20 protein-coding genes are annotated in these 19,913 nt (G+C 53.8%); 7 read left to right on the top strand and 13 right to left on the bottom strand.

What is annotated here, in order from left to right:
• Positions 1-17: 17 nt before the first annotated feature.
• Positions 18-383, bottom strand: coding sequence for a DUF6464 family protein (locus NEA10_RS09570; protein ID WP_252665115.1), 366 nt, complete (start codon positions 381-383; stop codon positions 18-20).
• 115 nt (positions 384-498) lie between these two features.
• The gene (locus NEA10_RS09565; protein WP_252665114.1) at positions 499-1,665 is read right to left on the bottom strand and encodes a hypothetical protein; all 1,167 of its coding nucleotides are present in this window, start codon (positions 1,663-1,665) and stop codon (positions 499-501) included.
• A gap of 177 nt (positions 1,666-1,842) precedes the next feature.
• On the opposite strand from NEA10_RS09565, the gene NEA10_RS09560 reads away from it, so the two are divergent.
• A complete protein-coding gene (locus tag NEA10_RS09560) occupies positions 1,843-2,265 on the top strand; it encodes an acyl-CoA thioesterase (RefSeq protein WP_252665113.1) in 423 nt (140 codons plus the stop codon).
• Between the two features lie 38 nt (positions 2,266-2,303).
• Here the strand turns inward: NEA10_RS09560 and NEA10_RS09555 are convergent, their stop codons facing one another.
• The 6 genes from NEA10_RS09555 to NEA10_RS09530 form a co-directional block, all read right to left on the bottom strand.
• Positions 2,304-2,474, bottom strand: coding sequence for a hypothetical protein (locus NEA10_RS09555; RefSeq protein ID WP_252665112.1), 171 nt, complete (start codon positions 2,472-2,474; stop codon positions 2,304-2,306).
• A 107-nt stretch (positions 2,475-2,581) separates the two neighbouring features.
• On the bottom strand, positions 2,582-4,609 hold the full coding sequence (locus tag NEA10_RS09550; RefSeq protein WP_252665111.1) for an ABC transporter ATP-binding protein: 2,028 nt from the start codon (positions 4,607-4,609) through the stop codon (positions 2,582-2,584).
• Between the two features lie 68 nt (positions 4,610-4,677).
• Positions 4,678-5,895 (bottom strand): glycosyltransferase family 4 protein, encoded by a 1,218-nt coding sequence (locus NEA10_RS09545; RefSeq protein ID WP_252665110.1) that lies wholly within the window; start codon positions 5,893-5,895, stop codon positions 4,678-4,680.
• Between the two features lie 251 nt (positions 5,896-6,146).
• Positions 6,147-6,797, bottom strand: coding sequence for a TVP38/TMEM64 family protein (locus NEA10_RS09540; protein WP_252665109.1), 651 nt, complete (start codon positions 6,795-6,797; stop codon positions 6,147-6,149).
• A gap of 41 nt (positions 6,798-6,838) precedes the next feature.
• Complete coding sequence (locus NEA10_RS09535; RefSeq protein ID WP_252665108.1) at positions 6,839-7,846, bottom strand: glycosyltransferase family 2 protein; 1,008 nt, start codon at positions 7,844-7,846, stop codon at positions 6,839-6,841.
• Positions 7,847-7,879: 33 nt separating this feature from the next.
• Positions 7,880-8,089, bottom strand: a complete 210-nt coding sequence (locus NEA10_RS09530; RefSeq protein WP_252665107.1) for a hypothetical protein — start codon at positions 8,087-8,089, stop codon at positions 7,880-7,882.
• A gap of 73 nt (positions 8,090-8,162) precedes the next feature.
• On the opposite strand from NEA10_RS09530, the gene gloB reads away from it, so the two are divergent.
• Positions 8,163-8,936, top strand: a complete 774-nt coding sequence (gloB, locus tag NEA10_RS09525) for a hydroxyacylglutathione hydrolase (RefSeq protein ID WP_252665106.1) — start codon at positions 8,163-8,165, stop codon at positions 8,934-8,936.
• A gap of 142 nt (positions 8,937-9,078) precedes the next feature.
• The gene (locus tag NEA10_RS09520; RefSeq protein ID WP_252665105.1) at positions 9,079-10,329 is read left to right on the top strand and encodes an O-antigen ligase family protein; all 1,251 of its coding nucleotides are present in this window, start codon (positions 9,079-9,081) and stop codon (positions 10,327-10,329) included.
• Between the two features lie 62 nt (positions 10,330-10,391).
• On the opposite strand, the gene NEA10_RS09515 is transcribed toward NEA10_RS09520, so the two are convergent.
• Positions 10,392-11,027 carry a L,D-transpeptidase gene (locus NEA10_RS09515; RefSeq protein ID WP_252665104.1) on the bottom strand — a complete coding sequence of 212 codons (636 nt, stop codon included), beginning with the start codon at positions 11,025-11,027 and terminating at the stop codon, positions 10,392-10,394.
• Positions 11,028-11,173: 146 nt separating this feature from the next.
• A complete protein-coding gene (locus NEA10_RS09510) occupies positions 11,174-11,548 on the bottom strand; it encodes a hypothetical protein (RefSeq protein WP_252665103.1) in 375 nt (124 codons plus the stop codon).
• A gap of 108 nt (positions 11,549-11,656) precedes the next feature.
• On the opposite strand from NEA10_RS09510, the gene NEA10_RS09505 reads away from it, so the two are divergent.
• From NEA10_RS09505 to NEA10_RS09490, 4 genes are all read left to right on the top strand, one after another.
• Positions 11,657-12,871: a BaiN/RdsA family NAD(P)/FAD-dependent oxidoreductase gene (locus tag NEA10_RS09505; protein ID WP_252665102.1), complete on the top strand. Its 1,215-nt coding sequence runs from the start codon at positions 11,657-11,659 to the stop codon at positions 12,869-12,871.
• A 412-nt stretch (positions 12,872-13,283) separates the two neighbouring features.
• Positions 13,284-13,934 carry a uracil phosphoribosyltransferase gene (gene upp, locus NEA10_RS09500; RefSeq protein WP_252665101.1) on the top strand — a complete coding sequence of 217 codons (651 nt, stop codon included), beginning with the start codon at positions 13,284-13,286 and terminating at the stop codon, positions 13,932-13,934.
• A gap of 67 nt (positions 13,935-14,001) precedes the next feature.
• A complete protein-coding gene (locus NEA10_RS09495) occupies positions 14,002-14,319 on the top strand; it encodes a ssl2009 family thylakoid membrane protein (RefSeq protein ID WP_252665100.1) in 318 nt (105 codons plus the stop codon).
• A gap of 115 nt (positions 14,320-14,434) precedes the next feature.
• On the top strand, positions 14,435-14,713 hold the full coding sequence (locus NEA10_RS09490; RefSeq protein ID WP_252665099.1) for a YggT family protein: 279 nt from the start codon (positions 14,435-14,437) through the stop codon (positions 14,711-14,713).
• 183 nt (positions 14,714-14,896) lie between these two features.
• Here NEA10_RS09490 and NEA10_RS09485 read toward each other — a convergent pair whose 3' ends face one another.
• The 3 genes from NEA10_RS09485 to NEA10_RS09475 form a co-directional block, all read right to left on the bottom strand.
• Positions 14,897-15,400 carry a hypothetical protein gene (locus tag NEA10_RS09485; protein WP_252665098.1) on the bottom strand — a complete coding sequence of 168 codons (504 nt, stop codon included), beginning with the start codon at positions 15,398-15,400 and terminating at the stop codon, positions 14,897-14,899.
• 212 nt (positions 15,401-15,612) lie between these two features.
• Positions 15,613-16,047: a hypothetical protein gene (locus NEA10_RS09480; RefSeq protein WP_252665097.1), complete on the bottom strand. Its 435-nt coding sequence runs from the start codon at positions 16,045-16,047 to the stop codon at positions 15,613-15,615.
• 333 nt (positions 16,048-16,380) lie between these two features.
• Positions 16,381-19,368, bottom strand: a complete 2,988-nt coding sequence (locus tag NEA10_RS09475; protein ID WP_252665096.1) for a CHASE2 domain-containing protein — start codon at positions 19,366-19,368, stop codon at positions 16,381-16,383.
• Positions 19,369-19,913: the final 545 nt, after the last annotated feature.

Raw genomic sequence — 19,913 nt, 5'->3', positions numbered from 1 at the left:
CTATGCTAGCTCAAACCTCAAGCCGACCCATTGAGGGGTTCATAATGCCGACATCCAGCACAAGGACCCTGGGGATTAATCGCACAACGCATCAATTCCGAACGAGCATTGTAGCGACAGGAGAGGTCCCCAATCAGCCAACGACCTTCAACATCGGTCATCTCCTCAGGACGTTGAGCGGTCTGAACATAGAGGGCGATTTGGTGTAATCGGTAGCGACCTGACTTGAGATGATAGCGATGTCGGCGTTCTAAAACCTTATAGGTCTGTTGTTTGACATCCAGGTAATGCCCCGGCTGCGGCGCCCAATCCAGGTACACCCGCCCCAGAGATTTGGTAGACTCACTCAGAATTAATTCGGTCGGTAAAGAATCTGGCTCCATCGCTCCTGATATCATTGCCTGTCCTAGTTTAACCTACGTTGACATACTCCCCACTCTACTGAGGTGGGCAAAGGTTCTTATCCCTAAGTCAACCCCGACTGATGGACGAATCGGCTCAAGGTCTATCAAAAGGCTCCTCTAGCAGGGGTGGAATTCGCCCAGAGAGGCGATCGGCTAGCTCAATTCCTTGGCCAAAGTGACCAATCACTGTAATGACTGAGACGAGGAAATAAAAGCCACGAATGCCCCACATACAGATGGAAAACAACATCGATAAGTCATCGGGGTGGATGCCCACACTCCCCTGTACCCGGGACATCGCCTCAGATTCAAGGGGATCGAGTTCCTCAAACTGACGTACATAGAGGGGTAAGCTGGGGTAACGAGCGGTATGCAGGTAGAAGCCCCAAATCCCAGTTTCTTCTATTCTTTCATAGAGATAGCGATCCGTTTTGAGTCTGGACTCGGTCACGGAAAGGCTCTCGTTAGCGGCAAATTCGTTGATCCAGTTGTCATAGCGAATAATGGTGCCAAAACTCAGCAAGGTGGGCAGTAGTAGGATGATCACGAGAGCATTCAGGCGAATGCCAAGATAGCGGGGGATGAATGCTGTGGCCACCCCCAAGCCTAACCCCAAAATGGCAAACACCAGGACATTGAAGACCTCGATTACTTCAATGCCCCGTAAGAGGTCTCCTAGGAGATTGATACTATAGATGGAATTTTCAGCCAGCAAAACCGTCAGGAGTTTGACCAGAGAGGCGACGGCGATGGAGATGCCTCCCAGCAGCAGAAATAATAAGACTCTGGCCAGAAGTCTGAGGCGAGAGACGAACGTCGGGGGTTGACGACGGCGACGGGAGGAGACTGGAGTCAGGGATTGGGGCAGACGAGGGGTTGGGGGAGGGGTTAAGGAAGGGGTTGCGGGAGTGAGGGGGGTGGCGGTGAGGGGAGCTGGTTCTAGGGGGAGCAAGTCCCTGGAGGCTGGAGCGTCGAGGTGGATGGTTTCTCGCCAGAGGGGGAGGGTTCCTCCATTGAGGTAGCCCACAATCGTGACTTTGCGGATTGAATTGGCTTCGAGTTTTCGCAGTCCCCGGCAAATAAAGTTGACCATAAAAGCCTGATCTGGGGCCGTTTGCCCCGTGGCGATCGCCACTAGACTCTGACCCTGCACACTCACATTCACCGTGATCCCTTTAGTTTGCAGAGAGTGATTCATCAGAGCTGCCAAAGCTTCAGGATGCCCTTGTCTCGCTTGGGTGAAGATTTCAGATCGAACCATCGCGCATCCTAACGTTCGTGGACTGGGGTAGAAACATTCATATTATCGAAGATTCGGGTCCAAGACCGTCTATCAAGGGGCCGATCAAGGGAGGGCTAGCTGCAAGGCTTTGAGGGCGATCGCGCTCTCGGTCGGAGCGATCCATGATTTAATTGAGGGGAGTTGACAGGATCTCTGATGATATACCAGCATACCATTCATCTTGAAGATACTGATGCGGCGGGTGTGGTTTACTTTGCTCGTTTGCTTTCGATCTGTCACTATGCTTATGAGGCGGCGATCGCCGAGGCGGGAGTGAGTTTGGGGCGCCTGCTGGCTGAGGGGAACCTGGCCCTTCCTATTGTTGAGGCCCGGATTCGTTTTCTTCAGCCTCTCCATTGTGGAGAACGGATTACCATTAAGGTGAGCCCGCAGCGGTTGAGTGAGAGTGAGTTTGAGGTTGTCTATTCTATCGAACGGGCTGGGGGCGATCGTGAAGCCTGTGACAACCACAATCGCCTCGTCAGTCAGGCTTCAACCCGCCATGTTTGTATTGACCCACAAACCCGCCAGCGCCAAGTCCTGGGGTCAGACTTAGCCCGTTGGCTGGAGTCTGTGTAACTCTCTTCGCTCCTAACTGAGGTTGAGGACAGCTTTCCTCAAAAATTGAGCCAGCCAATTCCCAAAAAGACCGCCCACCCCGCCACGGTAAATAGGGCAAACAGTCCCCACATAAAGGGCAAAATCCATTTTTGCTCGGAATAGCCTAGCAAGGGTGTAAAGGCCACTAGGACGAGGAAGAGAATAAAGAAAATCAGAAGAGGTAACATCAGCTGAGACTTTCAGATAGAGGACATCGGAACGGGTGGCGAGTTATCAAATCCAGGGCTGGGTCTGTCCCCGAGTTCGTTTTCCCCAGTATAATTCCCCAGTATAATCACTCATCGGGGGACTCGCCCCTAGCACTGCTTTCTAAAAACTGTAAGGTTTTGAGAAGTCGTACGGCGGACTCATAGGCTTCTTGAGTCAGTTCTTGGCGCTCTTCTGGGGAATCCACAATGTCGTCTACTAACAGGTTGAGGAAGCCAATCATCGGGTTGAGGCGGGTACGAACCTCATAGGAGGTGTTAATGAGGGTTTCCTGGCGGGCCTGTTGAATGGCATCCTCGTTATCCTGGGCAAATTGAGCTTGGTAGAGGGTGGAATAGTAGCCCTCTTGTTCCAAAAGTGAGGTGTGAGAGCCAACTTCCATGATGGCTCCCCGTTCCATAACAACAATCTGATCCGCATTGCGAATTGTAGAGAGGCGGTGAGCGATGACAATGGTGGTGCGATCGTGACAGAGTTCTTCAATCGCCTCCTGCACCAACCGTTCTGATAAGGTGTCTAGGGCGCTTGTGGCTTCATCGAGAATCAGGATTTCCGGATCCCGGATAATAGCTCGGGCGATCGCCAACCGTTGTCGTTGTCCCCCAGAGAGCATCACCCCGCGATCGCCGATTTCTGTATCAAATCCCTGGGGCAAATTCATAATAAACTCGTAAGCATTCGCCCGTTTTGCCGCATCAACAGCCTCCGCTTCCCCAGCCCACTCACAGCCATAGGTCAGGTTATATAACACTGAGTTATTGAACAAGAACGTATCTTGACTGACAATCCCCATACGACGACGCACGGTTTTCATGTCATAACTCCGTAAATCTTCATCATCAAACTTAATTTGTCCACCACAGGGATCATAAAAACGGGGAATCAAGTCTGCCAACGTAGATTTACCCGCCCCAGAACTTCCCACTAGGGCTACGGTTTTCCCCCGAGGAATCCATAAATCAATATTCCGAAGCGCTAACTCCTGGTTCCCACTGCCATAGCGAAAGTCCACCGATTTGAACTCAATCCCTTTTGTTAACTTCTCAAAAGGAATTGCCCCATTCTTCATGAAGGGTTTGTTACTCCGATCTAAATACTCAGAAACGACTAATACACTAGCACTTTTGTTCGACAAGCCACTCCGAATGTTATTGATGTTTCCTACTACAGGTAACAGACGAAATAGGAGTAAAAGATAAGTTAAGAGAACCGCAGATAGAGCCTCAATTTGCTCCACAAATAAATATCGAGCCGCCAAAACGATGAGTAACAAAGCCATAATTCCAGCGGTTTCATTGATGGGAGAAATAATCGCTGAGTTTGCTTCAGACTTAAACTCACTGCGCTCACGGGCATAAATCAGGTCCTTGAGCCGGTCAAATTCTAAATCCTCTGTGGCAACTGTTCTAATTAAACTAATTCCATATAGAGTCTCAATAAGTTTATTCGTTAACGCACGTGCATCACTCGTTAGCTGCTGACCAAATTTCTTAGCCCGCTTAATAAAGACCTGGTTGATCGAAACAACTAACCCCAAGACTACAGTTGATGTTAAGGTCAACTGCCAAGAAATCGAGGTTAAGATAGCAATAAAGAAAAGAATGGTGATTGCTGAAACGATAAGCTGACTAAATGAACTGATAGCGGTTGCTGTCCGAGCTATCTCTGAGTTCATTTTGTTCATGATGTCACCAATCTTGTTCTTAGAAAAAAAATCAATGTCAACATTTAAGAAAACACTGACTCCATCATAACGCAATGTTCGAGCAACGGATTGTCCTAATGCTTTTCCCACTAAAGCACTGGCATAGCCTGAGAAATTCTTGAGGGCGATCGCCAGAAACACCACCAATGTTAAAATGGCAATACGATACTCCCCTGAGATATTATCTGCAAATCCCATCGCCTGTTGAATCACGGGCGGCATCCCGCCCATGACGCTGGTTTCCTGTCCTAAAATTGATAAGACTAGGGGCACAATTAAGGTCACACTAACACTATTAAACACCGCCCCTGAAAATCCTAATAGGACCGTCCCGACAAATAAGTATGGCGATTGAAGTGCGACTTTTAGTAAGAGCTTATTGGGAGACATAAAACCGAAGGCAAGGTGAACATCACAGAAGATATAAGCGATTGAGAGATATGGCTTAGAAACCCAAGTTACCCATGGGGCGATAGGGGCAGGGACTGAATCACCTTAGCCAACAGGTGGGACATGGCATCAAGACTATAGTGTTCCACACAGCGTTGTCGGGCTAAGGCTCCCCGTTGTCTCGCCTCCTCGGGATGCTCCAAGATCCAGTTAATCTGCTGAGCGATCGCCTCGGGAGCCTCCGGCGCGACTAAATACCCTGCACCCTGGAGAATTTCGGGAATATCCCCAACCTGCGTTGCCAGAATCGGTTTTGCCATCGACATTCCATCGGTTAGCTTAAGGGGAAACTGGGCTAAGGCGGCGGGGGTTTCCCGTTGAGGAACCACAATGATATCAGCCCCAGCCACCACAAAGGGCATTTTCGTCACAGGCTGCGGTGGCAGTTGAATGATCCAGCGTCCCCAACGGCGGCGTAAGTCTTGGTCATAATCATCATAGGGACTTCCCCCCACAATGACTAAGCGCAACTCCTCACGATTGAGGAGATCTAAGGCCTTGAGAACATCCTCAATTCCCTTATAAGGACGAGGCGCCCCGGGGAACATCAAGATCCGGTACTTGGAAAAACCATGAACCTCACGACTGAGTTGAGTATCATACCCCTCCGGGTTAAATAAATCTGTATCCTTGCCGTTCGGAACATTCACCCCCCCAAAGCGATCTTGCAAAAACCCTGTATGAACTGTTACTGCGTCTGCTTTCGACACTTGAGCCTCCATCCATCGTAGATATAGAGGGTGATCTGGGTAGCGCAAGGCCCCCTTTGGCTTCAAGATATCCCGAGCTAGTTGTTTGAGGCTCGGCCGATAGCGAAAGCGATCGCCCCCATGCCAGCTTAACTCCCAATCATCAATATCTAAGATAATTGGACAACCGGTCCGGCGTTTATGCCACAATGCCAGTCCCAAGGTCGTTGCCTTCGGTCGTAGAGCATAGATGATATCCGTATCCAAGTGCCGTAGTAACTCCCGCGATCGCCTGATAAACTCCGGATAATAAGCCCCAGGAACCGTCACGATGGGAAAATTTCCTACTGTGGGTTCAGCGGGATCATCCCCAAAAATGAACCCATAAATGGTAACCTGAGCCCCCAGTCGCTCTAGGGCCTGAGCCAATAAGAAGGTTCGCACTGCTCCCCCCCAGCGTCCCGCTCCTTGTTTTGAGAGATCACTGACAAGAATTGAAATCCTAGGGGGCGAGGCGAAGGGGGTATCTACAGTCATAGTCGTTCTCACGGAGGGGAAGCACGGCAGGCACCCGACCCCGACAGGTACAAGACATACTTCGTTGCGAGTCGGGGGAGCTGAGTTGAGTCAAGGAGCCAACTGGGGAGAGCCACACCTCAACGGCATGACTCACTGTCTTGACCGCAAACTCCGCCCAGCTTATGCCAAGCTAGCATACTCTCAATCAGAAGTGGGAGCTTTTTTCGAGTTTCCCAAACGCCGTGCCAAGTTCAGTTGGGAGACCCCATTCAGGGGCGATTACGGTCCTTGCTGGCTTCATGAGCGTCATCCCAGGGAAAGCGTCGTCGCCGTTGATAGATTGTTGCCCCAAGCATCAACAATCCGATTAAACTCAAAGCCCCAAATAGAGGTAAGAGTTCCCCCGTTTCCAGAGCTTGAACCCCCGCACTCCCGAGCCATACAATGGGAAAAATCCCCGGAACTGTGCCCAATGCCGTCCCCAGTAGATAATCCCCCGAGGAAATACCACTTAACCCCGCTGCAATATTGACCAACCCATAGGGAATAATCGGCAGTAGGCGAATGGCAAATAGATACCACATCCCCCCCTGCTGAAGTTCAGCATCCAGGGCCTGCCAACGTCCCTGCAAGCGCCCGGCGATCGCCCCCCGTCCCAGGTGGCGACTGAGCCAAAACGCCAAAATCGCCGCCAACATTGCTCCTACACTCGTCCAAACCGTCCCCCAACCTGTACCAAACAGGGCCCCTCCCATCAAATTGAGAGGTGTTGAAGGCAGTAGCAGTAAGGTTCCTAGACTATATAGCACTAGATAGAGAACCGGCGCCCACCAACCCGCCTCCTCGAGCCAAGCTCGCATCAAGTCCATCTCCAAGCGCCCTAACCCATACATCATTAGGGCCGTTGTCAGAAGAAGCACCAGTATTAAAACGCTCAAGTGTCGTCGAGATCTCAACCGGCTTATCCCTCCCCCTCTAAGGGGGACGAGTTCCCCCCCTCAAGCTGGTTTTTCCCCTCAAAGCCATAGAGATCCCGTACTAGATATAGGGGACGGCCCTTAACTTCCTCATAAACCCGTCCTAAATATTCTCCAATCACCCCTAAACTAATCAGCTGCACTCCTCCCATAAATAATACTGCCACCATCAAAGAGGCATAGCCCGGCACATCAATGCCGTAAATCAGAGTTCGGATGACCAAAAAAATGGCATAAACCAGGGCCAAAATAGAAATTCCTAATCCCAAGTAACTCCAAACCTTTAAGGGAATTAAACTAAAGGCCGTAATTCCATCTAAGGCAAAATTCCATAGTTGCCAATAGTTCCACTTGCTGCGGCCGGCATAGCGAGGAGGGCGATCATACTCGATCGCCACTTGTCGATAGCCGACCCAAGCAAATAACCCTTTCATAAAGCGGTTCCGCTCTGGCAGTTGTTTCAGCGCCTCCACCACCCGCCGATCCATCAGGCGAAAGTCTCCCGTATCTTGAGGAATTGGCACATCACTCACCCGTCCCAAGAGTCGGTAAAAGCGCTGGGAACTTACCCGTTTGAGCCAACTCTCTCCCTGGCGATCGCGACGAGTTGCATAGACGACATCATAGCCCTGCCGCCATTTCTCCAGCAAGTGGGTCATTAATTCGGGAGGGTCTTGCAAGTCCGCATCTAGGGGAATCACTGCCGCTCCACAGGCATAATCTAGCCCCGCACTCAGAGCAATGTCTTTGCCGAAATTACGGGAAAAGTTGATGATTTTGATGGCAGAATTTTCTTTATGATAGTGAATCAATTGGTCTAAGCTATTATCACGACTGCCATCATTGATGCAGATAATTTCATAGGTAATATTTAACCCCTGCACACTGTTTAAAACTCGTTCAAATAAATGAGATAAATTAGCTTCCTCATTATAAATTGGAATCACTATAGATAGAGTAATAGAACCATTTAAATTAGGGGCTATTGCCATAAAGGAAAGAAGCGAGTTGAATGAGGCGCAACGTTAACGGTAGACGACCCGAATCCGTCCAATCTGGATGCGATCAAACACCGAATTGATTGTCTGATAGTCCTCCATTGATAACCCTTTACCCGAGAGCATCATACAGCTGAGGGTTAAATAATCCTGATGGCTGATGCTATGGCTTTCCAGACAAGACTCAACGAGCGATCGCATCGTGGCGATCGCCTTTCCCTGTGATGGCTGACCCATGGTAACTCCCTTCCAATGCAACAGTTCCCATGAGACTATGTTAAATTAAAGTGACCACAACTTGTTACAAGTTATGGAAATTTATCGCCTTCCCGTCCTATCCGATAACTACATCTTTTTGCTCCATGATCGCCGCCGAAACCTCGCCGCTGTCGTCGATCCCGCCCAAGCAGAACCGGTTTTAGAGAAAGTACAAGACCTCAACGCCCAGCTAACGGCCATCTTCAACACCCACCATCACGCTGACCATGTTGGAGGTAATGGAGCCTTGCAACACGCCTTTCCTGACCTGACCATCTATGGCGGGCGATACGATCGCGGCCGCATCCCCGGCCAGTCCGTCTTTCTCGACGAGGGCGATCGCATCTCCTTTGCCGGACGAGACGGTCAGGTCTATTTCGTCCCTGGCCACACCCGGGCCCACATTGCCTATTATTTTCCCCCAACTCATCCCAGCGACCCTGGCGACCTCTTCTGTGGAGATACCCTCTTTGCCGGAGGCTGTGGACGGCTCTTTGAAGGAACCCCAGCCCAGATGCTAGAGTCCCTCACGAAACTGCGGGCCCTCCCCGACGAGACCCGCATCTGGTGTGCCCATGAATACACCCTAAACAACCTTAAATTTGCCCTCACCGTCGATGGAGACAACCCCCAACTCCAGCAACGGTTCCAAGACGTCCAGACCGCGCGATCGCGCCAACACGCCACCATCCCCTCTCGCCTTGGCATCGAAAAACAAACCAATCCCTTCCTACGCTGGGACCATCCCCAACTTCAACAAGCCGTGCAAAGTCGAGACAACATCCAGACCTTTGCCCGCCTACGAGGACGCAAAGATTTGTTTTGATAGGCAATAACGGTAGGATGCGTCCCGGCATCCATTCGGATTATGATCCGACCCATCGACGTCTACTTGCCGGAACCCATCGTTCTTGTCGGAACCCATCGTTCACCCGAAGCCAACAGACAACAATGGATCAATTAAACCGATGATGCGTCCCCAATGGGGTCTATATTTAGCACTACTCATCTTTCCCCTGAGTCCTCTTCTCGGGGGAATCGCCGTCGTGGGGGTCACCGCCTGGCAATGGTGGCGTGACGGGCGATCGCACCGACAACAGCCCCTCACTTGGAGTTTTGCTCTAGCGGCCCTCCTCCTCCTCCTATCCAGTCTCCAAGCCGATGACCCCTCCCTCGCCCTGCTTGGATTAGCCAATTTCCTGCCCTTCATGGTCATTTTCATCGCCAGCCGGGCCCTCATCCAACAGCCCCAACACCGACAAGACCTCAGCCAAGCCATTGTCCTCTCCTCCTTACCCGTCGCCTTAATTGGCCTAGGACAACAGTATTTAGGCTGGCACGGTCCTATTCACCTCGGTTGGCTCATCTCCTGGGACCTTGAAGCCGGCGGAACCCCCCCAGGTCGTATGGCCTCCGTCTTTGGCTATGCCAACCCCCTCGCTAACTTTAGCCTCATCGCCTGGACCCTCGCCATTGGTTTGACCCTTCACGCCTGGCGATCGCACCAACGGGCCCGCGTCGCCGCCGGTTTCCTGTGCATCGGTCTCAATAGCATCGTCCTTTTCGAGACCTCCTCCCGCAATAGCTGGGCCGTCGCCGTTCTAATTGCCCTTATCTATGGCATTATCCTCCGTTGGCATTGGCTGTTGGGGATGTTGGGGGCGATCGCCACTATTATCCTTGGGGCCGCCTTTGCCCCCCCTCCCCTGCAATCTCCCCTACAAACCCTTGTTCCCCGAGCCATCTGGGCCCGCCTCAACGATGACCTCTATCCTCATCGTCCCGTAGAAACCCTGCGAACCACTCAATGGCAATTTGCGTGGGACTTAACCCAACAACGACCCTTCCGGGGCTGGGGATTGCAACATTTTCCCCAACTCTATCAAGCCCAAACTGGAGAATGGCTCGGCCATCCCCATAACCTACCCCTAATGCTTCTGTGCGAAACCGGCGTTCTCGCGACCCTCGCCCTCATTCTCCCCATTGGTTGGATCTATTATCAGGGACTGCGCCGCCTGAACCATCTCGGGAAACTTGACCCCATCCCCCTGAGCATTTTTCTAGCCTTCACCGCCACCAGTCTCTTCCATATTGTCGATGTCACCCTCTTTGACGCCCGGGTGAATATCCTTGGCTGGCTCCTCCTGGCCGCGATCGACAACGGTCAAACCGTCAGAGACTCAAAGCCCCCCCACACTACTAATGCCCAAACACCCTAGGGGCTAACAGCACCTCGACTGCCGCTCGGTGACCGCTGTTAGCCCCTACCGAGATCTAGGTCTTATTGTGCTACCACCACTGGCGTACCGGGATTGACCTTCTCATACATCGCCAGGATGTCATCATTCCGCATCCGTACGCAGCCATGAGACACGGCCTGACCAATTAACTCCTCATGGGGTGTTCCATGAAATGCAATCCAATCATCTCCTTCATAGAAGACAATCACCGCCGGGCCGATAGGGCTATTCGGTCCCGGAGGCACTAACTCACCCGTCCAAGGATTCTCCCAGATGGGGTCTAACGCCATATTCGTTACCTCAAACTCCCCAATCGGTGTTTCCCAACCTGGCTTCCCGATCGCCACTGGATAACTCGCTACAATTTCGTCATCTTCATACACATAGACCCGACGTTCCCCGAGACGCAATTCAATCCGGGAATTGGGTTTACTGATGGAATCCGGCGTGACTTGGGAGTCACTGGGCAACTCAGGGGGACGTACATCACCAGACGGCAAAAAGTCTCCCGGTTCGCCCAAGGGAGGAACCTGAAGATTCGGACTAACCCGCAGACGATAGGCCATCTCATCTTGAGCCATCGCTGCTCCCGGACTCAGGACAAACACAGCAGCAGCTCCTGACAGTGTGGCCGCGAGCCATTTGGGAACATGGGTCATTGTAGAGCGTAGGGTCATGGAAGTCGTGGTCTCCTCACGAAAGTCACAGATCTAGACAGAGGTCTTAAAAGCTTTTACACATTCTATACGACGTTTTCCAGAACGGTAACCGAAAAATCTGTGACACCTGAATATCTCACCAAGAATCTCTCCGGTGTGGCCATTTAAGGGCAAAACCGTAACGTTGACTGTCCCGTTCTGGGGTTAAATGCCGGAATATAGCCCCGATTGCCGATACTATCAATAATTTCATGCCAAAGGTCTTCATCCCCATCCACCCCTGGCACATTGGGCTGTAACAGTTGGATTTGTTCATCGGAGAACACTGCCACAATCCTATCCTCCTCCGCACTTCCGCGAACTCCAGCCATCACTGGACGAGGATATAGGTGTAAGGTCTGGTCTGTGGCGATCGCCACCCGACGACAAGACTCTCCCACCCCCTCCCCCACCCGTTGACTAAACGCTTCCCCGACCCCAGCTAAATCAGGAACCGACGTCAGACTGAGAGACCCCATTAACACAAACGTTATAAGCATGATGAAAACCAAGTTTGCGATCGCCTGTTAATATAACAGTCCCCCCCAGCGACAACCACGTTCTTGTGATAGTTCTTAGTCCCACCGCCCCGCCACCCCCCTAACCCCATGGCCAACATCCTTGTCATTGGCGGTGGGGCCGCCGGCTTCTTTGGTGCCATCACCGCCGCCCAACATAACCCCAACCTCCGCATCACCCTTCTTGAAGCCAGCCGCCATCCCCTCCACAAAGTCCGCATCTCCGGCGGTGGACGCTGCAACGTTACCCACGCCTGCTTCGATCCCAAACACCTGGTTCAACACTATCCCCGAGGCAACAAAGCCCTACGGGGTCCCTTCACCCGCTTCCAACCCCGCGACACCATCAACTGGTTTGCCCAACAAGGCGTCTCCCTCAAAACCGAAGCCGACGGACGGATGTTCCCCACCACCGACGACTCCGACACCATCGCCCAATGCCTCCTCACCACCGCCCAACGAGCCGGAATTAAACTAGAAACCCAAACCCCCGTCCAAACCATCCAACGTCACAACCAAGGCTTTCGCATCAGTCTCCGCAACGGAGAAACCCGAGATTGCGATCGTCTCCTCCTCGCCACCGGCAGTCATCCCAGCGGCTATCGTTTCGCCCAAACCCTCGGTCATAGCATCATCCCCCCCGTCCCCTCCCTCTTCACCTTCACCATCCGCGACCCCCACCTCACCCAACTCGCCGGCATTTCCGTCCCCCACGTCCAAGTCAGCCTCCCCCAGCACAACCTCAAACAAGAGGGTCCCCTGCTGATTACCCATTGGGGCCTCAGCGGTCCCGCCGTCCTCAAACTCTCCGCCTGGGGAGCCAGGCCCCTCCATGACGGCCACTATCGCACCCCCCTGCGACTCAACTGGCTTCCCCAACACACCCCCGAAACCCTCAAACCCATCTATCAGCACCAAAAAGCCAACCACCCCCGCAAAACCCTCGGCAGTTTTTCCCCCATCCCCCTCTCCCGGCGACTCTGGACCTACCATCTCCAGGCCACAGACATCGACCCACAAACCCGCTGGGCCGAAGTGTCCAAAAAAGCCCTCAACCGTCTCACCCAGCACCTTCTCCAGAGCCACTATCTCATCGACGGCAAAGGCATCTTCAAAGACGAATTCGTCACCTGCGGCGGCATTAACCTGAAAGAAATCAACTTCAAGACCCTAGAAAGCCGTCTCTGTCCCAATCTGTACCTAGCCGGAGAACTCCTAGACATCGACGGAATCACCGGCGGCTTCAACTTTCAAAACGCCTGGACCACCAGTTGGCTAGCCGGCCAATCCCTAGCCCAACCCTAAAAAGAAACCGAGTGTCTCCCAGACACCCGGTTTCTGACCCTTCGCCCGAACCCCACCACCCAACCCTCCCTTCTACCACATCCCCAAGTGATGCGTTCGGGCAAGTTGGAATCGATACGTCTAGGTCTTAAAACGAATCGACGCCCGAACACATCCTACCGCCCCCCTCTTCCCCTACTGCCTACTGCCTCCTGCCTACTCAGCAATTCTCATTATGGAAATTTTGCCCTAGCTTATTGAGAATCGTCTCAATAGCGATTCTTAAAAGCCCTATTCTTTCGTTCAAGATGGGGCATCATTGGTCATCTTGGACAGGATGCGGGTCAAAATGAGAATTGCTGCTGCCTACTGCCCCTACTTCCCCCCATTCCCCTCTTCCCCTAAAATACCCCTATCCCCAACCCCCAAACCCATGACCGAAAAACTAAAAGTTTACGTCCCCCCCCATCCCCTAATCCAGAACTGGCTTACCATGGCTCGGGAAGCCTCCACCCCACCCGTCCTCTTCCGCACCGCCATGACCGAACTCGGGCGTTGGCTCACCTACGAAGCCATCCGCGACTGGCTCCCCACCCAAGACGTTAGCGTCCAAAGCCCCCTCGCCCCCGCCCAAGGTCGCCTCATCCGCTCCGACATCCCCCTCGCCATCGTCCCCATCCTCCGAGCCGGACTCGCCCTCCTCCCCGGAATGCAAGACGTCCTCCCCGCTGCCGCCATCTATCACCTGGGAATGGTCCGAGACGAAACCAGCCTCGACCCCAGTTGCTACCTCAACAAACTCCCTGACCAATTCCCCCCCGACCTCCATCTGATGATTAGCGAACCCATGCTCGCCACCGGTGGAACCCTCGACCAAACCCTGCAACTGCTCACCCAACGGGGCCTGACCCCCGATCGCCTCCGCATCATCTCCATCATCGCCGCACCCCCCGCCCTACAACGGCTCAACGATAAGTACTCCGGACTCGTCATCTACTCCGCCACTATCGACGAAGGCCTAGACGATCGCGGCTTCATCCTCCCCGGCCTCGGCGACGCTGGCGATCGCAGCTTCGGGACCTAACCCCGGCCCCGAGCAATGTTAAACTAAACAGCAGAGCGATCGCGCAGACGTAGAGGACAAAACAACGGTGAGTAATCGAAACGGGTTCACAGGTGGATTCTTAGCCGGAGCCATATTCGGCAGCGTCGTCGGCGGTGTTCTAGGAACCGTCCTAGCCACACGAACCAACACCAGCAGCCGCAACGACGACGAGAGCAGCCGTCTCCCCGAACGAGATAGCAGCAACCCCCTCCTCAACCCCGAAGGCATGGAATCCGCCCGCCGCAACCTCGAAGACAAAATTGCCCAACTCAACGACACCATCGACGACGTCCGCGAACAACTCCATGTCGTCAACCGTCAAGAACAGCCCGATCGCCCCCTCTCCCCCCTCGACGACCAATAACCTCCCCCCAGGCGATCGACTACAATAGTCAAAGACGACTCAGATGCCCTAACACCCAAAACCCAAAACGTCAAGGCATCTTTAAAAAAATACACAATCTAAGCCAAACCCAGCCATGGAATCCATTGTTTTACTGCTTGCCCAAACCCTAGTCACCTTTTTCAACATCTACTTTGCCCTACTCATCATCCGCATTCTTCTCACCTGGTTTCCCAACGTAGACTGGAGTATGCCGCCCCTAGCCATTCTCAGCCAGCTCACCGACCCCTACTTAAACATCTTCCGCAACATCATCCCCCCCATCGGCGGCATCGACTTCTCAGCCATCCTCGCCATCTTACTCTTACAAGTCGTCCAATCCATCGTCCCCAGCCTTCTGGTTTCCCTAGTCTAAGCTCCCCCCGAGCGAAACCGAGTGTAGCGGAACTGACGGCGAGGGTCAGACACTCGGTGTTTTTAGAAACACCGGGTGTCAATTCACGAGTTGCGAAACCGAGTGTCTCCCAGACACCCGGTTTCTGGTATTCGACCCCAGTTTACCCAGATCTAGCGAACCTGCAAGCCAACCCCCCAGTATTTAGCTTTCATCCCCCATCTCTAATCGACCCAGAGTAATCAAACTTTCAAGATCCTCCGAAGCATCCGAAAGATATACCCCGACGAGAGAACGCACCGAATTCAACATCTCCTCATCCGCCCCCCCCAACATCCGGCTCACATCAGCCAGATCCTGAACACGGCTAGCCTGCAACTTCATCAACACCAAATAGGGCAAACCAATAACCGGTAACCCATCAGGAGAAAAATTGGGATTCGCGATCGCCTCAGCAACCCAGGCCTGTTCAAATTCACGCACATTTAGAATCGTTCCATCAGACAACCGCCAACTACTCCCACCAATCATCAACTCCCCAACCCATTCACGTCCCGCTTGTTCCAATTCCCCATAAAGTCGCCCAGAATTATCTGCCAGAATTAAAATATCCAAATCATCCGTCATCCGTTCCGGCATATAAAGCCGGGTCGCAATTCCACCCACAATCACAAAAGGCGTTTGAATAATGCTTCTAAGATCGCTCACAGGATGACTCCAAGTTCGTGATTGAAGAAACGCCAGACTGCTCCCCCGACCCGGGCCACAGCGACGCAAAGCCATTTCAATATAAACCCTTCTTCGACTTGCCCGCCTTGCCAGATCGACCATGAGCGATCGCCCTTGTAAAACTCCACATCTCCACAGTTGCGAAACCGAGTGTCTCCCAGACACCCGGTTTCTGGCCCTCGGACCCCAGTTTAGCGGCGAACCCGTCCCGTAAACCCCGACGCCTTAAACTGTTCCAACTGCAACGGTAGCGGCTGACTCGCCGGAACCATAATCTGTAACTCAAACTCACTCACCCCAGGGGGAACCTCATCAATTGCCCCCAACCGAGTCCGATTCGGCAGAACATTATTATGATTCGCATCATAAATGCGGCCAAAAATATCCGCATTCACCACCATCCGACCCGAATCATTACGAGCCTTCCCCGTCACAATAAAACAATTCGCCGACTGCATCGAACCACTCACCACCGCCCCATCGGCCAGAGACGGCGGACAATCCTCATAGGACAAATCCGATAACTCAATCGGAGTCAACGCCAACGCCACCGGCATCCAGAACATCGTCAGCAGCAACACCAACCCCAAAACCAACACCCCACGTAATCGTAAAAAACCAACCATAACCTAGCCAAAAAAGCAACCCTAACCAGTCTACCCCAAAAAGAAACCGAGTGTCTCCCAGACACCCGGTTTCTGACTCCTCACCCCAACCCCACCCAAAAAGAAACCGAGTGTCTCCCAGACACCCGGTTTCTGACCCCTCGCCCCAACCCCACCCAAAAAGAAACCGAGTGTCTCCCAGACACCCGGTTTCTGACCCCTCGCCCCAACCCCACCCCCCAACCCTCCCTTCTACCACATCCCCAAGTGATGCGTTCGGGCAGGTTGGAATCGATACATCTAGGTCTTCCAACGAATCAACGCCCGAACACATCCTACCGCTTCCCCTACTGCCTACTCCCCATTCCCCACCCCCAAAATCGCCCGCAACCGCCAAACCTGAAACCCCTCACAATAGCCCACCACCATCTTGGCAAACGGAGCCAATGCCGGATTCTCTAACCGCCACTCATTCACCAGCAAGGAAATTTGTCGTAAATTCCCCCGCAACAACAACCCCCGTAATATCTCCAACTGCTCCTCCGTCAGCCGCTCTTCAGCCGGAACAGACCCCAACAGCCTCCCCCCAGACAACCGCTCCTCATCCCGCCAACGACAATCCAACAACTCCGACAACACCCCCACCAACGCCTCCCGAGAAATTGGCTTCGTCAAAAACCCATCGGCCCCAGCCTCAAACGCCGCCAACCGATCGCCCTCAAACGCCCTCGCCGAACAAACCACCCACTTCAACCCCGGATTAGCCTCCCGCCAGGCCCGCAACCGCCCCACAGCCCCCTCTTCCCCGCTTGCCTCTTGCCTCTTGCCTCTTCCCCCCTCCTCTTCCTCTGTGTCCTCTGTGCCTCTGTGGTAACCCTGTTCCCTATTCCCTACAAACACCAAATCCGGCACTTCCCCAGACACCAACACACAGCCCAACTCCGCCAACCAGTCCCGCAATAGCTCACAACTCAACCCATCCCCATCCAGAACCGCCACCCGAGGCGCCTCTCCCTCTAATACCAGAGTCCGCCGCCGTACCCCCGGCCAACCCGTTACCCCAGACGATTCCCCAACTCGCAACGCTGCCAAAGGAATCGCAAACCAGAACACTGTCCCCCGACCCAACTGACTCTCTACCTGTAACCGTCCTCCCATTTTCTCCACCAACGATTGAGAAATTGCCAATCCCAAACCCGCTCCCTCACGGCGTTTTTGAGCCTGGCCCACCTGAAGAAAGGGGCGGAAAATCTGTTCAATCTCTTTCGCCGTCATCCCCACTCCCGTATCCGCCACCCGGAAATCAATATAAACTGGCACGGTCGGCCCCCCTTCCCTCACTCCCTCAGATGAGGAAAGCGGCCCGTCCACCAACGTCACCCGTAACGCCACCCGTCCCCAATCCGTAAACTTAATGGCATTACTTAATAAGTTAAACAACACCTGTCGTAAGCGATGCTCATCCCCCCGCACAAACGTCGGCAGTTGGGGGTCAAACTCACAGTCGAAATGAATCCCCTGTTCCTGAGCGCGTAAGCGAAACAGCCGTTCCACCCCCCGCAACAAGGTCAATAACTCAAACTCCGTCACCTGCAACTCTAACTGACGGGCCTCAATCTTCGATAAGTCGAGAATATCCTCAATCAGCAGGCGCAAATGACGGCCACAGTCGGAAATCGTCTCCAATGCTTGGGTGGGGCTAATACTATTCCGCCCTGGGGTCGCCAACAAATCCCGTTGCAATAAATCCACATAGCCCAGCAGTCCATTGAGAGGAGTCCGTAATTCATGGCTCATATTCGCTAAGAACTCACTCTTGGCTTGGTTCGCTTCCTCCGCCTGCTGTTTGGCAATCTCTAACGCCTGAGTGCGATCGCACACCTTCTGTTCCAACTCCTGGGAATACTCCCATAAGCGCAGATTCACCACCTCCAATTGAGCATGACTCCGTTGCAACTGCCAATAGCGATAGTGATGGCTCACCCAGATGCTTACCCCCAGCGTCGCCATTCCCGGGGAGATGACGGGAATCAGCCAGCCTCCCCGAAACGCCAAATAGCCCAACCCCCCTAACAGGAGCCAATAGACCCCCACATGGAGCGTAAACAGCAACAGCAGGGGAAGCCGATCGCCCAAGCGGACCCCCCCCACGCCCAGGCTATCCAGGGCTCCCTGGCGGCCCCAGCCCAGCAGCCACCAGAGGCTCGCCGTGGCCAACAGACTCCAACCACTCAGCCAGAACAGTTCCTGCACCAGAGTCCACACCCGCAGCAGGGCCCGTCCATCCAGGGCCGCCGCCAACAGTTGACTGGTCATCTGAGCCTGAACCTCCACCCCACTCATGGCCCTCGGACCTAAGCCATAGGGCGTACCAAAAAAGTCCTTACCACTCACCGCCGTACTGCCAATTAAGACCACCCGGTCCCGCCAACGCTCCGGCGATACCTGTCCTTCTAATAACTCAGTAAAGCCAATGCGATCGAAACTCGGGTTGCCTCGGCGGTAATTGAGCAAGAGCTGATAGCCCCCCCGAGTCGGTTCAGAATAGGCCCCCATCTGGTGTGGCAGGGGCCGCAACTGAGCCTGACCTAAGGTGTAACAACTGCGACAATTGGGGGACGGGTCTAAGGTCACCCCCTCCTCCCGCAGATACATTAAGGCCAAATGAGTGCTGAGGGTCATCCGTGGCTCCCCCTCCAGCATCACCGAAACCAAGGCGCGGCGGACCACCCCATCCCGGTCTTCCAACACATCCGCTAGAGCCACCCGTCCTGCCGTCTGCAACGTCTGGGGGGCGGCTACCGGTTCCTCCAGAGCTTTCTCAATGCCAATTAGATTAGGGGTCGTTTCCAAAATCTCCTGTAGGCGATCGTGTCCCGGTTCCTGGGGCATATCCCGATATAAATCCAGACCAATCACCCGAGGTTGCCCCTGAATCAACCGTTCCAGCCCCTGAGCCAGCAACTGATCCGACAGAGGCAACTCCCCGATACGGCGTAAATCGCCCTCCGTCACCTCCACAATCACCACCCGTTCATCCAGGCGTTCCAGAGGTCGCCAACGCATCCAGCGATCGAGCAGCCCCCGTTCCAGGGCCGCCAACCCTCCCAGGGCCGTAACCAACCCCACCAACAGAGCCACCAGTAGTGCCGTTCTCAGCACCCCTCGCCAATAGCCCTGTAACCAATCACAGACCCCAGGTCCATAATCCTGGGGGGGATGGCCCGAAAAATTCCGAGACGAACGCCGTCGTCCCGAGGGAGGAAACCCTCCCCATCCCGACGACCTTAACGAAGACTGAGGCCATCGCCCAGTGGAGTCAGAAAACAGAGATCGCGCCATGCGGCTGCTAGGGAGTCTAAATGAACATCAGTCACCCCCACCCGCAACATAGCCCGACTCCCCCCCCCGGATGTACCATCTGGGATTTCTTCATCAGGAGGAGTTGGAACGGGTTGCGAGTAGAGCAATGGAAAAGGAGTCAGCCGACCCAGGGAGCGATTCACCCCCACCGAAGTCAAAGCCAACGAGATGCAACCAATCACAGCAAACGTAACAGACTGATGGCGAATATACATATAGTGTAACCCTGAATGTTCGATGCACGGGGAAGAAGGCAAAAGGCATAACCCACCCCTGCCCCTCCCAGGAGGGGAAGGCAAGAGGCAGTAGTTAGGGGTTGGGGTTCTCCCCTCCAGCCACATACCACACAAAACAGAAAGTGTCAACCCTTCTACCTATCATATTTCCAGTGTAAGCCTGCCCCATCAATTCCCCCAGACGATCGCCCCCCCGACGGCCCACCACCAACACACCCCCAGCCACCCCACCAACCCACCCCTCAGAAACCGAGTGTCTCCCAGACACCCGGTTTCTCGCCCCCAGCC

It is taken from the genome of Phormidium yuhuli AB48 (assembly GCF_023983615.1).
Classification (GTDB): domain Bacteria; phylum Cyanobacteriota; class Cyanobacteriia; order Cyanobacteriales; family Geitlerinemataceae; genus Sodalinema; species Sodalinema yuhuli.
This window is presented reverse-complemented; position numbering and strand designations above follow the sequence as displayed.

Coding starts and splice junctions, on each gene's coding strand:
- NEA10_RS09535 (WP_252665108.1), bottom strand. CDS start 7,846: ATGGCAATAGCCCCTAATTTAAATGGTTCTATTACTCTATCTATAGTG.
- upp (WP_252665101.1), top strand. CDS start 13,284: ATGACCGAAAAACTAAAAGTTTACGTCCCCCCCCATCCCCTAATCCAG.
- NEA10_RS09530 (WP_252665107.1), bottom strand. CDS start 8,089: ATGGGTCAGCCATCACAGGGAAAGGCGATCGCCACGATGCGATCGCTC.
- NEA10_RS09520 (WP_252665105.1), top strand. CDS start 9,079: ATGATGCGTCCCCAATGGGGTCTATATTTAGCACTACTCATCTTTCCC.
- NEA10_RS09510 (WP_252665103.1), bottom strand. CDS start 11,548: ATGCTTATAACGTTTGTGTTAATGGGGTCTCTCAGTCTGACGTCGGTT.
- NEA10_RS09480 (WP_252665097.1), bottom strand. CDS start 16,047: ATGGTTGGTTTTTTACGATTACGTGGGGTGTTGGTTTTGGGGTTGGTG.
- NEA10_RS09505 (WP_252665102.1), top strand. CDS start 11,657: ATGGCCAACATCCTTGTCATTGGCGGTGGGGCCGCCGGCTTCTTTGGT.
- NEA10_RS09545 (WP_252665110.1), bottom strand. CDS start 5,895: ATGACTGTAGATACCCCCTTCGCCTCGCCCCCTAGGATTTCAATTCTT.
- NEA10_RS09570 (WP_252665115.1), bottom strand. CDS start 383: ATGGAGCCAGATTCTTTACCGACCGAATTAATTCTGAGTGAGTCTACC.
- NEA10_RS09550 (WP_252665111.1), bottom strand. CDS start 4,609: ATGTCTCCCAATAAGCTCTTACTAAAAGTCGCACTTCAATCGCCATAC.
- gloB (WP_252665106.1), top strand. CDS start 8,163: ATGGAAATTTATCGCCTTCCCGTCCTATCCGATAACTACATCTTTTTG.
- NEA10_RS09515 (WP_252665104.1), bottom strand. CDS start 11,027: ATGACCCTACGCTCTACAATGACCCATGTTCCCAAATGGCTCGCGGCC.
- NEA10_RS09565 (WP_252665114.1), bottom strand. CDS start 1,665: ATGGTTCGATCTGAAATCTTCACCCAAGCGAGACAAGGGCATCCTGAA.
- NEA10_RS09555 (WP_252665112.1), bottom strand. CDS start 2,474: ATGTTACCTCTTCTGATTTTCTTTATTCTCTTCCTCGTCCTAGTGGCC.
- NEA10_RS09560 (WP_252665113.1), top strand. CDS start 1,843: ATGATATACCAGCATACCATTCATCTTGAAGATACTGATGCGGCGGGT.
- NEA10_RS09475 (WP_252665096.1), bottom strand. CDS start 19,368: ATGGCGCGATCTCTGTTTTCTGACTCCACTGGGCGATGGCCTCAGTCT.
- NEA10_RS09490 (WP_252665099.1), top strand. CDS start 14,435: ATGGAATCCATTGTTTTACTGCTTGCCCAAACCCTAGTCACCTTTTTC.